Here is a 13895-nt window from a genome sequence, read left to right as displayed (position 1 = left end):
CAGAAAATCCACGGATCTAAGTGCTTTTATCAGTTTCTTTGTTTTTGGCACGGAACTTGCATCTGTTAATGAGCGAGGTAAGTATACAAGGAGGGAACAAAATGCCTATCGTGAATGGATTGTACCAGCCAAAAAGACATTGGAAAGAAATTGAGTTATGGAAAGACGTGACAGATGAGCAATGGAATGACTGGCTCTGGCAGCTGACGCATACGGTAAGAAATCTGCAAGACTTAAAGAAGGTCGTGAACTTAACGCCTGAAGAAGAAGAAGGCGTTCGGATATCCACCATGACGATTCCTTTAAATATTACACCTTATTATGCATGGCTGATGGACCAGGATGATCCGCGCTGTCCGATCCGGATGCAGTCCGTACCGATCGGAAAGGAAATCCTGAAAACCAAATATGATCTTGAAGATCCTCTGCATGAGGATGAAGATTCTCCGGTTCCTGGACTGACACACCGTTATCCGGACAGGGTGCTTTTCCTTGTGACCAACCAATGCTCGATGTATTGCCGATATTGTACACGAAGACGTTTTTCAGGACAGATCGGCATGGGTGTACCTAAAAAGCAGCTTGACGCAGCCATTGATTACATTGCTGCGACTCCACAGGTCAGAGATTGCCTGATTTCTGGAGGTGACGGTTTATTAATCAATGACAACATCCTTGAATATATCTTAAAGAGGCTAAGAGAAATCCCTCATTTGGAGATCATTCGGATCGGGACTCGGGCGCCTGTCGTATTCCCTCAGAGGATAACTGAAAACCTTTGCGATATCTTAAAGAAATATCATCCGGTTTGGCTCAACACCCATTTTAATACATCCATTGAAATAACAGAGGAATCCAAAAAGGCGTGTGAAATGCTGGCGAATGCCGGTGTACCGGTAGGCAATCAGTCTGTTATCCTTGCAGGAATCAACGACAGCACGCATATAATGAAAAAACTGATGCACGATCTCGTAAAAATTCGGGTGCGCCCTTATTATATTTATCAATGTGACTTATCGGAAGGTATCGGGCATTTCCGCGCTCCTGTCTCAAAAGGGCTGGAGATCATTGAAGCATTGCGCGGGCACACGTCAGGATATGCTGTCCCGACTTTTGTTGTTGATGCACCGGGTGGAGGAGGAAAAATCTCTCTTCAGCCTAATTATTTGATTTCACAGAGTCCTGACAAAGTAATTTTACGAAACTTTGAAGGAGTTATTACATCCTATCCCGAACCTCAAAACTATAAAGCAGGGCTGGCGGATGAGTATTTCAACGAGACCATGGGCATCAAAGAACAGCCGGCAGCAATTGGGATTACTGCGCTTATGAAAGATGAGAAATTCAATATCGTTCCTGAAGGCTTAAACCGGTTAGACCGAAGAAAAACATACGAAACGAACCCTCAGCATACCACATTGAAAGACAAACGGGAAAAACGGGATGAAATGAAGGAAAAGAAATATAAACATGAACAGAAAAAAGAAACAGCCAATCAAGAAGATGGCACAGTAAAAGAAGCATAGGAGGCCCGCTCATGAAGGAATGCAAGTGGTGCAATGATCACTCAGCGAAGGACATTACCAAAACAGGATACTGGGAACTGCACGACGGCACCCGGGCACTTCAAATTAAAGAAATCCCGGCGGTGTATTGTGAGTCCTGCGGTATGGAATATCATGAGGATGAGATCGTAGAAGAAATCGAAGATCAGCTGATGTTGATTGATACAAAAAAGCTGAACCAGGTTTTGACGTTCAAAGAATTGATGGCACAAGAAAGGTTCTTAAAGAAAAATTACTTTAAATCCTTTTAAATACACAACATTGAAAAGCAGCGGATTTCCGTTGCTTTTCCATCATGAATGGAAGGAGTGCCCATCATGGATAAAACAGGAATTATTAAACCGGTGCTGGATGCCAATTATCCCATGATCAGCCATGGAAAAGGAATCTATTTATATGATGAAAACGGCAAGCGGTACATCGATGGTTCCTCCGGTGCCGTAACCGCGAATATAGGCCACGGGGTAGATGAAATTGCAGATGCGATGCATGAACAGGCGATGCAGGTTGCCTTTGTTTACCGTTCACACTTTACAAGTCTGCCGGCAGAGAAGCTGGCAAAGAAGCTTGCCCGTATCACTCCTGGCGATTTAAACTGGACATTTTTTGTAAACAGCGGGTCCGAGGCAACAGAAACAGCTTTAAAAGTTGCCATTCAGTACTTTCAGGAACAAGGAATTCACACGAAAACGAAAATACTTTCCCGCTGGACCAGCTACCATGGGATAACGCTCGGGGCACTGTCAATGTCCGGCCACCATAAGAGAAGAGAACGATTCTCGGCATTGCTTGAAGATTTCCCTGCCGCTCCGGCTCCATATTGCTACCAATGTCCATTAAAAAATACATACCCCGGGTGCGGATTGGAATGTGCTGGCGAACTGGAGCGTGCGATCGAGCAGGAGGGGCCTGAGAACATCGCTGCGTTTATTTTTGAGCCGATCATCGGCGCGGCAGGCGGCGCGATTGTACCACCTCCAGGCTACTATGAAAAGGTGAAAGAGATCTGTGACAAATATCAAATTTTAACCATCGCCGATGAAGTCATGACAGGAATGGGCCGGACAGGAAAAATGTTTGCGATTGACCACTGGGGAATTGAACCCGACATCATGACCCTCGGCAAAGGGCTCAGTGCTGGATATACCCCAATGGCGGCTACTGTGGTGTCCGACCGGATCATCAATGTGATACGAAAAGGATCCAAAGTGGTAATGAGCGGCCACACCTTCAGCGCCAACCCTCTATCTGCAGCCGCATGCTGTTCAGTCATGGAATATATGGATCAGCAAAATCTTGTTCAGAATGCCGGGGAACAGGGAGAACGTTTATTAAATGGGTTGAAAGAACTGGAACAAAAATATCCTTTTGTCGGCAATGTGCGCGGCAAAGGCCTGTTATGCGGACTGGAACTTGTCAATGATGCCGTGAATCATACGCCATTTTCTTTCATCCATCGTGTGGGGGAGAAGCTGATTTCCATTTGCTTCGACAAAGGTCTGATCATTTATCCAGCATTCGGAGGGGTTACAGGCTACGAAGGCGATTCAGTCTTAATCTCGCCTCCTTTAGTCATCACGTCGTTTCAAGTCTATGAGTTAATAAGAATATTGGATGAGAGTTTGAAGGAACTAATGAACCATCTTGTATCATCGGGAATTCTGATTCATAAAGCAACGAGCTAGGGAAGGAGAGGTAATCCATGCTGTACAGCACCAATGAAACTTCATCAAAAACAAAACTCATAACGATGGAAGAAGCCGCTGCTCTTTTTTTTGATGGCATGTCCCTGATGGTTGGAGGGTTTGGAGGAGTCGGAGCGCCTCCTGGCTTAATTAATGCGATTCTAGACCGCAATATTAAAAACATTTTCATGATCAGCAACGATACCGGATTCCCTTGGATCGGCCCGGGAAAGCTCATTACCGAAAAGCGGATCAGCCGCCTTATCGCCTCACACATTGGCTCAAATCCTGAAGCAGGCAAACAGATGCACGACGGGGAGCTGACTGTGGAGTTTATTCCACAGGGCACTTTAGCTGAAAAGATCAGGGCCGGAGGTATGGGGATTGGAGGTATTTTAGTGGATGTAGGCCTGGGTACGGTCGTTGAATCCGGTAAGCAAAAAGTAGAAATTAACTCAGCCACTTATATGGTTGAGCCCGCGCTGACAGCAGATGTTTCCATCGTTTATGCACAAAAAGCCGATACGTATGGAAATTTAGTCTACGATAAAAGCGCGCGGAATACGAATCCTCTCATCGCAATGGCCGGCAACATTACGATTGCAGAAGTCGATGAAATCGTACCCGCAGGTGAACTGGACCCGGAATGTGTCATAACTCCCGGAGTATTCGTAGATCATATCGTTCAAAGCAAGGGGGTGGACTGGAAATGGGTTTGGGAATTGAAACAAGACAACAAATAGCACGCAGAGCTGCACTTGAGATCGGTAAAGGAATGATCGTCAACTTAGGCATCGGCATTCCGACGCTGGTTGCTGATTACATTCCCAATGACCATGGAGTGATGCTTCATACTGAGAACGGAATTCTTGGCATGGGAGGATCTCCGGAAAAGGGAAAAGAAGACGGCAACCTCTCCAACGCAGGGGGATATCCGGTCACCTTGATCTCAGGAGCCTCCTATTTCGACAGTGCGACAGCGTTTGGCATCATCCGGCGCGGGCTTTTGGACATTACCGTTCTTGGAGCTTTGGAAGTCAGTGAAAAAGGGGACATCGCCAATTGGATCGTACCTGGAAAGCGGGTGCCGGGCATGGGAGGAGCGATTGATCTCGCTCAAAAATCAAAAAAAGTCATCGTACTTATGAACCATACAGACAAAGAAGGCAATCCAAAGATTGTAAAGCAATGCAAATTACCGCTGACCGTGCAAAAGGGAGCGAATATGATTATCACTGAAAAAGCCGTCATAGATGTGAAGGATGAGAAGCTTGTCTTAAGAGAAGTAATGCATCCTTATACAATTGAGGAAGTGGAGAAATCAACAGGCGCTCCATTGGAAATTCTCGATCAGATTGAAACCTTTCAATAAATAGTGTCAGGAGGGAGAACATGAAGAAGAAAGTTCAAGACTGGATGGACAGACAGAAACCAGAGGCGATTGCATTTTTACAGGAAATGGTTCGGTCAAAGAGCGAGCAGGGAAAAGAAAAAGAAGTGCAGATGCTGATTGCAAAAAAACTTGAAAGCATAGGTCTGGAAGTAGATGTTTGGCATCCCGATGAAGCTGAATTTTTACAGCATCCTTATTTTTGTGCGACGAGAACAGATTTTTCCGCCAGCCCAAATGTAGCTGCTGTCCTAAAAGGAAGCGGCGGGGGACGCTCCGTCGTTTTAAACGGACATGTCGATGTTGTGCCTCCGGGTGATCTCACTCAATGGGAAAACGATCCTTACAGCGGTGAAATCAAGGATGGCAAGCTGTACGGCAGGGGTGCAACGGATATGAAAGGCGGAAACCTATGTCTCCTGCTCGCCCTTCAGTGTTTAAAGGAATTAAATGTTCCGTTGAAGGGAGATGTTATTTTTCACAGTGTAATGGAGGAGGAGAGCGGTGGTGCGGGAACTTTGGCTGCCATCCTCAGGGGTTATACTGCCGATGCAGCCATCATTCCGGAACCGACGAACATGAAGATTTTTCCGAGCCAGCAAGGATCCATGTGGTTCAGGGTCAACGTGTACGGCCGCTCAGCTCATGGCGGTACAAGATACGAAGGGGTCAGTGCACTTGAAAAGACGATGATTGTTGTTAAGGAACTGCAGGAGCTTGAAAGAGCGAGAAATGAGAGGATTACAGATCCGCTCTATGAAAGTGTACCTATTCCTGTACCGATTAACTTAGGGAAAATATCAGGCGGTGAGTGGCCGTCATCTGTTCCTGACCATATTGTGATTGAAGGGAGAATAGGAGTAGCTCCAAGTGAAACGCTTGAGGATGTGAAGCACGAGCTTGAAGATCGTCTCGCAAGCCTGAACGATGAATGGCTTCAGGAGCATCCCCCGACAGTAGAATGGTTTGGAGCTCAGTGGCTTCCGGGCAGCATTGATCAAGACCATGATCTCATGAAGCTGCTGACCCGCCGGTTTACTGAAATATGTCAGAATGAGCCCGTGATCGAAGCTTCGCCATGGGGAACAGACGGAGGATTGTTAACCGCTGTCGGCAGCACACCGAGCATTGTATTCGGTCCTGGTGTTACTTCTGTGGCTCATTATCCGAACGAACATATTGAATTGGATAAAATCTTTCAGGCGGCTGTAATCATCACTTTGACGATAATGGACTGGTGCGGCGAAGTTGGATCCGGAACCCAAACTGAGCTTCTCGTCAAGAAAGATCCATGAAAAGTTTTCTTTAACTGTGGAATGAATGAGTCGTGAAATGATCTGTGATCGGAGGGAGCTTGCTCCAATGGATGGATAAAGAATGGATGTGCTGTTTCATGATTAAGGACGAAAAATGAGGTGGACAGGGGACTTTCAGCATTTCATAAACAAAATTCAAGCCAAGAGGAAGAAGAAAAGCGGGGACATGAAGTGGATAATGTTGATTCAGCTCGTATGCCGCACCGTAGGTAATGCCGAGTTCATAGAGGAGATAGGGTGTACCTGCTTTGGACACGATAAACGTTCGATACGCCAGATATTCACTTTCATAATACTGGGAAACAATTTGAAATTCATCATTATGAATATTGCACCTCGGGATTTTAAAAAGATGGGATTTACTATTTTTTACCTGCAATCGTTTCATTCCTCCTTTGGTTTTCATGGTACATTTCGCCGCGTGGGGCTGAATTCCTTTTTCAGGCAAAAAAAAGATGAACGATGATGTTCATCTTTTAAAGAGGGTTGTTCTGCGCTCGTTTTATAAAAGTTGTTTCTTCTCCGATCACACCGCATGTTGCACATTGAACCAGCCGATTAGCACCGTTATAAGGCATATGAAAAGGGTCCAAGTCTTCAGCATTTTCGTACTGATTAACGACTGAGCCTGTAGCCGGATCTAATTTCACAGACTGCGGAACTTGTGCAATCAGATTAAACCTGGTACGGTTAGTTTTACAGTTTGGGCATAAATAAGCATTTGACATTCTGCATCAACCTCCTGTTCTTTATGGTTTCCGCGGTCAGGAAAATTATGTAACACATTTATTTTTTGACGATAGGAAACAATAGGTTTACTCTAGATAATAGGAGCTGAGATACATTGGGAAAACAGAAAAAAGGGAATGCCAATGCCCAGCGCAATAACAATGCCAAACAGATGGAACAGCGAAGTGATACTGAGTTTGCTTCAATGGAAGAATCCAAAAGCAAGGGCCATCGCCACGGGAAAAAAACGAAGTAAATGTATTTACAAATGAATAATATCGCGTTATAATAACAGTCTGCGATGTTAGTAGCTCTTATTTTGTCTTAAACCGATATGTGTATTAAGGGAATCCTACATGTCTGTTGATTACATCGTGCCTCTCCATTCGTAAGAGGAAGATGAAAATACAGCTGCGGATACCCACCTGTGAGAACGGGTTTTTAAGACAGGATGAGTTACGGCAAAGCGGACATACATAAACAGCTTATTTTACTACACGTAAAATAAGTTTTTTTGTAGTTTTGTTATTTTGAAAAAACAAAAAAATCATTAATCTTGAATAAATAAAAAAACTTGGGTTTTTTAATAAGGCATGGGGAATGGTGGGAAAAAGTTGGAAGAAAAACAAGAAAAACTATTGCTTATTGACGGGTTTAATTTATTGAGCCGATGTTACTTCGCTACGGCATACGGAAAGGAGCTGCATCAGCTGCAACGCAACTCCAAAGGCTTATTCATCAATGGTCTTCGGGCCAAGATTCAAAAACTGCTTCAGCTGGTGAGAATCCACACGCCGACTCACTTGGCCATCGCTTGGGATGTGAAGAGAAACGAAACGCTTCGCAAAGAAAAATTCCAGGATTACAAGGGAACGAGAAATGAATTGCCGGAGCCTTTGATCCAGCAATATGAAACAGCCGTTTCTTTCTTTAATAACTTAGGCATTCCTCAGTTTACTATTCCAAAATATGAAGCGGATGATATTATTGGCACATTCGTACAAAAATGGAGGGAAGAAAAAGGCGGAGAATGCATGATTTACAGCAATGACAGAGACTTGCTTCAATTACTCTGCGGCAAAACTTCTCAGCTGATCGCTGCAAAAAAAGGGGAAATAAAGTACACACTCACTCATTTTCAGGCTGATTATGGCATAGAACCATCGCAATGGGTGGATGTAAAAGCACTTTTGGGAGATAAGAGTGATAATATTCCCGGTGTGGCCGGTGTAGGTGAAAAAGCGGCACTTCCTCTTATCCAGCAATATGGAAATGTTGAAGGAATCTATAACAAGGTAGATGAACTGGACGAGAAATATAAAAGGTATTTTAAAAAACTCCAGTTAGGAAGAGAAATGGCGTTTTTGAGCAAGGATCTTTGCAAGATATATACCGATGTTCCGGATATTCTAGATTTGAATTTTGATGACATACAGATTAAAGTAGATCGATCTAAACTGCTGGACGAGCTTTCTGAGCTTGAGATACACGTAAGAGTGGGTTAGGCATTAACCGGAGTGGGTTAAGAATTAACCGGAGTGGGTTAAGAATTAACCCACTCTTTTGTTTTTCTTTTCTTTACTATTTTTGCGAACGGAAATTCGGCAGCGACCATTCCGGCGAGAATAAGGATGCACCCTGTGATCCCTTTCGCACCAAGGGTTTCATTTGCCCATAAATACGCGGTCAGAGCACCGAAAACGGGTTCGAGAGCAAAAATGAGAGCCACTCGCGCAGGCGTTGTGTAGGCTTGAAAATAAGTTTGTGCCAAAAAGGCGAGAGCAGTGGCAAAAATAGCGGTAACGATTAGAGCTATAACAACTTCCTTCTGAAGCACGACTTCCCATATGAAAACAGCTCTGAAGTTTTCAAGGAAAAGAGATGTGATCATGCTTAAAACGGAGACGGCTGCCAGTTGTATGAGCGTCAACCATAAAACGGGAGCACCGGAAGCGAATTTTGCAGTCATTACAATGTGCATCCCGAATGAAAATGCGCAGAGAAGGACGAAAAAGTCCCCTTTGTTCATGGCCAAGCTGCTGCCGCCGGTTAACAGATACAAACCTGCTGCTGCCATGATAACACTCGCTGCCGAGGAAACAGTCAGCCTCTGTTTTAATAAAAACGCAGCCATTACAGGAACAACCACCACACTCAATCCGGTGATAAACGCAGTCTTAGAGGATGTCGTATAAACTAAACCGACAGTTTGAAAACCATATCCCAGGTAAAGCCAGAAGCCGAGAGAGATTCCTTTGTGCCAGATCCGTTCATTTCTTTTTTGTCCCTTTTTTTGATGACGTGAAAAAACGGTCCAGACCCCCAAGATGAGGGCAGCCAGAAAAAAACGGATGCTGTTAAATGCGAACGGAGGGAGGAAGGCAACCGCGTTTTGAACAATGACAAATGTGGTTCCCCACACCAATGCAACGAGAAGAAGGCCAGAATCAGCTGCTTTTCTTTTCATCGTGCGTTATTGAGATGGACAGCTTTTCGGGCTAAGTCGTCCGCCACCTTATTCTGTTTACTCGGTATCCATTTGAGGAAGAACAGCTGAAGCTGATCGATCATCAGTAATGCTTCCTGGAGTATGCTGTCAAAGCGTTTATCTTTAGCAAACCGCTTTTCTACCGCTCTTTCCACGGCTTGAGAATCGGTTCTGAATGAAACCGGGTCATAGTTCTTTTCTATACAGATCGATAAAGCTAGCAGCAGGCTGCGGAATTCTGCCTCATGATTCGATATGCTTCCGAGTGGAACGCTGTGTTTTTCAACCGTTCCATTTCCAAGTTTTATAAATATACCTGCTCCCGAAGGCCCCGGATCACCTGCGCTAGCTCCGTCAATATACACTTCGATCAATCCGATCCCCTCCTGTTTTTTCTATTATAGCGAATTGGGATACAATAAGAAATGTGAAATACAAATTCAGGGAGGACCTGTGATGAAGGTTACGTTGGAATGGGAATATAAGCCCTCAAGATCAAAAAGTATGATACGGTTTGTTTCAGATCCCGTGACGGTGGCTGAAGCGGTGCAGCTCGCTGCTGATATTGAAAGAACCGGCCGCCTGGGAAATCTTACTTTTCTTGATGAAACGGGTGTTTATTGGTCAAAAAAAGAACTTCAGAAGATGGTGGCTGTCATTGAAACGGAACCATCTGAGATCATCGCGTTTTTCGATGGGGGGTTCCAAAAAGACGAGCGGTTATCAGGGCAGGGAACAGCGGTGTATTATAAACAATCGGACAAGAAATACAGAGTACGCTCCAATGCCTCCTACCATATGATTGAATCGAATAATGAATCAGAGTATGCTGCTCTTTGGCTGCTTGTCAATGAACTCGAACGGCTGGGTGTACAGAGGACCCCCGTCACGGTAAGAGGGGATTCCATGGTGGTGATCCATCAAATGAGCGGAGAATGGCCTTGCTATGAAGAAGTACTGCAAAAATGGATGGACAAAATTGAAGAGAAACTAAAGAGACTTGGAATTAAACCTTCCTATGAGCTCATCGACAGAAAAGAAAATAAAGAGGCAGATTCCCTAGCAACGCAGGCACTTCACGGAAACACGATCCATGGGAAAAAAGAAATCATTGATTAAAGGCATTTTTGACTGATACAATTTACTTGAATCTTCAAAGAATAGGATGGGTTGCAATTGTCTCAGTTTTCAATCGAGGAATACTTCCAGTACCTGGCTTCAAAGGGGATTAAATTAAAAGAAAGTGATACGGCATTCATTGAATTTGGTAAGCACTTCACTGGAATGAGTGATTATATGGTCAGCGTCGCCATAGAAATTACGCTGAAGGTCCAAAGAGAGTTTGATGGGAGCTACTATATTGCTCTTCTAGAGGAATTTAAACAGAATGAGATAAAGACAAAACGCAACGCGTATACATATGTGAATGCTATTGAAGAAGAGATTACTGTTTCATATTGATTAAAAAAAAGCCGGATAACCGGCTTTTATTGTTTTAAGGCTTGGTTGATCTGCTGCTCGCATTGCTCCAGGGTTTCTCGTGCATTCTCCAGGAACATGCCATCCATCCCTGTCTGCTGGTTCAATATTTCATTGTATTGCTGTTTGGCAGTATTCAAAGCCTCTTTCGCAGCATGAAGCTGACCAGGGTCCATACTCATGGTGGCATGGCCGATAATTCGTTGTGCACTTTGAATGGACATGTCGACTTGCTTCAGATCGTTATACGGTTCTGACATACAATTCACCTACCTGTTTTATTTTAGTATGCCTATTGAAACCAACAATTATCATGAGAAAGGGTAAATTCCATGGAAAGTAAAATAATCGAAGAGGCCCAGCAATATGTTAAAGAAACGTTAAGCGGGGAGGGCAGCGGCCATGACTGGTGGCACATTTACAGAGTGTATAAACTGGCTATCACCATCGCAGAAAAAGAAGGCGCGGACCGCTTTATCTGCAGCATGGCAGCATTGCTCCATGATATCGCCGATGAAAAGCTTAATTCTTCTGAAGAAGCAGGAATGCAAAAGGTTTCGTCATGGCTTTCAGACCATAAAATCACAGCCACTGATAAAATTCATATACTTGAGATCATTTCATCCATGTCATTTAAAGGCGGAAATTCCCAAGGGATGCAGACGATAGAGGGAAAAGTTGTACAGGATGCGGACCGATTAGATGCCATAGGCGCGATCGGCATCGCAAGGGCATTCACATATTCAGGACATATCGGGCAATTGATTTATGACCCGGAAATTCATGTTCGGTCCCAAATGACAAAAGACGAGTACCGAAATGGACCATCGACGGCCATCAATCATTTTTATGAGAAATTGTTGACCCTGAAAGGGCGCATGAACACAGAGCATGGAAAAAAATTAGCGGAAGCCAGGCATCAGCTGATGGAGACGTACCTTGATGAATTCTTTCATGAATGGGAAGGGATCAAATAAAAAATAAAAGAAAAAGGCTCTTTCCAAAAAGAAGAGAGCCTTTCTTCCTATCTTTATTCAGCAGGACGGGGGCCTGCATCAAGACCGTCTTTTGAAACGGTCATGGCAGGGCGGATCTCAGCATCGTGTCCCACTCTTACCTGACAGGATAAACGAATACCTTCGCCTAAACCTTTGGTTTCAATGATGTTCCGTTCAAACTCGTTCATCTCGCCAAGATCTCCAGCAACAACCTCTACCCGGCAGGTCGTACATTTTGCTTTTCCCCCGCAGCGGTGAAGGATGTCCACACCATTGTCTTCAAGTCCGATTACCAGTTTCTTTCCATTTTCAATTTCATACTCTCCAAAGCCCTGTACCGTAATTTTTGCCATGAAACTCGATTCCTCCTTTATAGGATTACAAGATCATCTATTCTATTATACGATAAACGCATCTTGGTAAAAACAAAATTATGGATAAACTAAATTCATGTGAATCGACAAGAATGTTTACATTTTATAATTGTTTTTATGTAGAATGAGAACAGGTACATATATAACAGGGGGTATCTAATACATGGCAAAGGAAGTCAAGCATAAATCGGACATTGAGATCGCACAAGATGCGAACATGCTTCGAATTGAAGAAATTGCAGCACAATTGAACATTGAAGAAGAGGACTGGGAGCCGTATGGCCGATATAAAGCTAAGCTTTCTCTCGGGCTGTTCGAAAAACTGAAAACAAAACAGGATGGGAAGGTTGTCCTCGTAACATCCATCAATCCAACTCCTGCGGGCGAAGGGAAATCCACGGTAACAGTCGGTCTCGGGCAGGCGCTGAACCGGATCGGTGAAAAAGCCATTATTGCATTGAGGGAACCATCCCTTGGACCAAGTATGGGTCTTAAAGGCGGTGCAGCCGGAGGCGGGTACTCCCAAGTCGTACCGATGGAAGATATTAACCTTCACTTTACCGGAGACATTCATGCGATAACCACTGCCAATAATGCTTTGGCAGCCTTCATTGATAACCATATCCATAGAGGCAATGAACTGAATATCGATCCCAGGAAAATCGTCTGGAAGCGCGTTCTTGACATGAACGACAGAGCCCTCCGCCGAATTGTGATTGGTCTTGGCGGTCCGGTACAGGGGGTTCCTCGGGAGGAAGGTTTCGATATTACCGTAGCTTCTGAAGTGATGGCTATCTTTTGCCTGGCGAAGAATCTTGATGACCTAAAGAAAAAGCTTGCGAGGATGGTTGTTGGGTATACGTATGAAAATAAACCGGTAACCGTGGCTGACTTAAAGGTCGAAGGTGCATTGACCCTGCTTTTAAAAGATGCGATCAGACCAAACCTTGTGCAAACCTTGGAGAATACGCCAGCTATTATACATGGGGGTCCGTTCGCAAATATCGCCCATGGATGCAACTCCATCATCGCAACAAAATTAGCATGCAAACTCGGAGATTATATAGTAACAGAGGCCGGATTTGGTGCCGATCTAGGGGCGGAGAAATTCTTGAATATTAAGGCTCGTTATGCTGATCTGAATCCGAGTGCTGTTGTGATCGTTGCTACCGCACGTGCTTTAAAAATGCATGGCGGCCAGGGCAAAAGCGAGTTATCGATAGAAGGCCTTCAGGCATTGGCAGATGGGATGTCCAATCTTCAAAAACATATTGAAACCATCCAGGAATTTGGGGTGCCGTTTGTTGTCGCTGTGAACCGTTTTGTGTCCGATCATGATTCGGAAATTCAGTACATCTTAAAGTGGTGCAGCGAAAGGAACATTCCTGTAGAGATTTCCGATGTTTGGCTCAAAGGCGGAGAAGGCGGAGAGGACTTGGCAAAGACGGTGCTCGATATTATTGAAAATGGGACCAATAAATATCAGCCCTTATATACGCTCGATCAGCCGCTGGAAGAAAAAATAATAACGATCGCTGAAAAGGTTTATGGCGCAAGCGGTGTTCAGTTTTCACAAAAAGCCCTGGGCCAGTTGAAAGAGTTTGACATGCAAGGATGGTCTACCCTGCCTGTTTGTATGGCCAAAACCCAGTATTCTCTTTCTGACGATCCGAAATTGCTGGGCCGCCCAGAAGAATTTATCATTACGATCCGTGAGCTGAAGGCTTCGATCGGAGCAGGCTTTATTGTGGCATTAACTGGCGATGTAATGACAATGCCTGGGCTTCCGAAATCTCCGGCTGCATTAAACATGGATGTAACCCCTGACGGGAAAGCAGTAGGGCTGTTTTAAAAGCTGAACAGGTTTGGTA

18 protein-coding genes and 1 other RNA gene are annotated in these 13895 nt (G+C 44.4%); 13 read left to right on the top strand and 6 right to left on the bottom strand.

Annotated features, from left to right (window positions below; genetic code table 11):
• Positions 1-107: 107 nt before the first annotated feature.
• From kamA to QYF49_RS09630, 6 genes are all read left to right on the top strand, one after another.
• Positions 108-1526 carry a lysine 2,3-aminomutase gene (gene kamA / locus QYF49_RS09655; RefSeq protein ID WP_290400409.1) on the top strand — a complete coding sequence of 473 codons (1419 nt, stop codon included), beginning with the start codon at positions 108-110 and terminating at the stop codon, positions 1524-1526.
• Positions 1527-1537: 11 nt separating this feature from the next.
• Positions 1538-1816 carry a YokU family protein gene (locus QYF49_RS09650; RefSeq protein WP_290399406.1) on the top strand — a complete coding sequence of 93 codons (279 nt, stop codon included), beginning with the start codon at positions 1538-1540 and terminating at the stop codon, positions 1814-1816.
• Between the two features lie 66 nt (positions 1817-1882).
• Positions 1883-3250 carry an aspartate aminotransferase family protein gene (locus QYF49_RS09645; RefSeq protein ID WP_290399405.1) on the top strand — a complete coding sequence of 456 codons (1368 nt, stop codon included), beginning with the start codon at positions 1883-1885 and terminating at the stop codon, positions 3248-3250.
• 17 nt (positions 3251-3267) lie between these two features.
• A complete protein-coding gene (locus QYF49_RS09640) occupies positions 3268-3993 on the top strand; it encodes a CoA transferase subunit A (RefSeq protein WP_290399404.1) in 726 nt (241 codons plus the stop codon).
• Positions 3960-4622, top strand: a complete 663-nt coding sequence (locus QYF49_RS09635) for a 3-oxoacid CoA-transferase subunit B (RefSeq protein ID WP_290399403.1) — start codon at positions 3960-3962, stop codon at positions 4620-4622. Before QYF49_RS09640 ends, QYF49_RS09635 begins: the two co-directional genes overlap by 34 nt.
• 20 nt (positions 4623-4642) lie before the next feature.
• Positions 4643-5935 carry a peptidase gene (locus tag QYF49_RS09630; RefSeq protein WP_290399402.1) on the top strand — a complete coding sequence of 431 codons (1293 nt, stop codon included), beginning with the start codon at positions 4643-4645 and terminating at the stop codon, positions 5933-5935.
• A 10-nt stretch (positions 5936-5945) separates the two neighbouring features.
• On the opposite strand, the gene QYF49_RS09625 is transcribed toward QYF49_RS09630, so the two are convergent.
• Together QYF49_RS09625 and QYF49_RS09620 are read right to left on the bottom strand one after the other, a co-directional pair.
• Entirely contained in the window at positions 5946-6344 is a 399-nt protein-coding gene (locus QYF49_RS09625; protein ID WP_290399401.1) for a hypothetical protein, read from the bottom strand.
• Positions 6345-6432: 88 nt separating this feature from the next.
• A complete protein-coding gene (locus tag QYF49_RS09620) occupies positions 6433-6684 on the bottom strand; it encodes a DNA alkylation repair protein (protein WP_290399400.1) in 252 nt (83 codons plus the stop codon).
• A gap of 116 nt (positions 6685-6800) precedes the next feature.
• Between QYF49_RS09620 and QYF49_RS09615 the strand changes: the two genes are divergently transcribed.
• From QYF49_RS09615 to QYF49_RS09605, 3 genes are all read left to right on the top strand, one after another.
• Positions 6801-6941, top strand: a complete 141-nt coding sequence (locus tag QYF49_RS09615; RefSeq protein WP_290399399.1) for a hypothetical protein — start codon at positions 6801-6803, stop codon at positions 6939-6941.
• 34 nt (positions 6942-6975) lie between these two features.
• A non-coding RNA gene (ssrS, locus tag QYF49_RS09610) (6S RNA) lies at positions 6976-7162 on the top strand.
• A 137-nt stretch (positions 7163-7299) separates the two neighbouring features.
• Positions 7300-8190 (top strand): 5'-3' exonuclease, encoded by an 891-nt coding sequence (locus QYF49_RS09605; protein WP_290399398.1) that lies wholly within the window; start codon positions 7300-7302, stop codon positions 8188-8190.
• A gap of 38 nt (positions 8191-8228) precedes the next feature.
• Here the strand turns inward: QYF49_RS09605 and QYF49_RS09600 are convergent, their stop codons facing one another.
• Positions 8229-9152 carry a DMT family transporter gene (locus QYF49_RS09600; protein WP_290399397.1) on the bottom strand — a complete coding sequence of 308 codons (924 nt, stop codon included), beginning with the start codon at positions 9150-9152 and terminating at the stop codon, positions 8229-8231.
• Positions 9149-9547 (bottom strand): reverse transcriptase-like protein, encoded by a 399-nt coding sequence (locus QYF49_RS09595; RefSeq protein ID WP_290399396.1) that lies wholly within the window; start codon positions 9545-9547, stop codon positions 9149-9151. The genes QYF49_RS09600 and QYF49_RS09595 overlap by 4 nt, the downstream gene beginning before the upstream one ends.
• A gap of 82 nt (positions 9548-9629) precedes the next feature.
• On the opposite strand from QYF49_RS09595, the gene QYF49_RS09590 reads away from it, so the two are divergent.
• Positions 9630-10292 carry a reverse transcriptase-like protein gene (locus QYF49_RS09590; protein WP_290399395.1) on the top strand — a complete coding sequence of 221 codons (663 nt, stop codon included), beginning with the start codon at positions 9630-9632 and terminating at the stop codon, positions 10290-10292.
• A gap of 57 nt (positions 10293-10349) precedes the next feature.
• Entirely contained in the window at positions 10350-10634 is a 285-nt protein-coding gene (locus QYF49_RS09585; RefSeq protein WP_290399394.1) for a DUF6123 family protein, read from the top strand.
• Between the two features lie 26 nt (positions 10635-10660).
• On the opposite strand, the gene QYF49_RS09580 is transcribed toward QYF49_RS09585, so the two are convergent.
• Complete coding sequence (locus QYF49_RS09580) at positions 10661-10912, bottom strand: DUF2564 family protein (RefSeq protein WP_290399393.1); 252 nt, start codon at positions 10910-10912, stop codon at positions 10661-10663.
• A gap of 72 nt (positions 10913-10984) precedes the next feature.
• On the opposite strand from QYF49_RS09580, the gene QYF49_RS09575 reads away from it, so the two are divergent.
• Positions 10985-11629, top strand: coding sequence for an HD domain-containing protein (locus tag QYF49_RS09575; RefSeq protein WP_290399392.1), 645 nt, complete (start codon positions 10985-10987; stop codon positions 11627-11629).
• 53 nt (positions 11630-11682) lie between these two features.
• On the opposite strand, the gene QYF49_RS09570 is transcribed toward QYF49_RS09575, so the two are convergent.
• Complete coding sequence (locus QYF49_RS09570; RefSeq protein ID WP_290399391.1) at positions 11683-12003, bottom strand: 2Fe-2S iron-sulfur cluster-binding protein; 321 nt, start codon at positions 12001-12003, stop codon at positions 11683-11685.
• Between the two features lie 184 nt (positions 12004-12187).
• Between QYF49_RS09570 and QYF49_RS09565 the strand changes: the two genes are divergently transcribed.
• A complete protein-coding gene (locus QYF49_RS09565) occupies positions 12188-13876 on the top strand; it encodes a formate--tetrahydrofolate ligase (protein WP_290399390.1) in 1689 nt (562 codons plus the stop codon).
• Positions 13877-13895: the final 19 nt, after the last annotated feature.

The sequence above is a fragment of the Fictibacillus terranigra genome (assembly GCF_030412265.1).
GTDB classification, from domain to species: domain Bacteria; phylum Bacillota; class Bacilli; order Bacillales; family Fictibacillaceae; genus Fictibacillus_C; species Fictibacillus_C terrinigri.
This window is presented reverse-complemented; position numbering and strand designations above follow the sequence as displayed.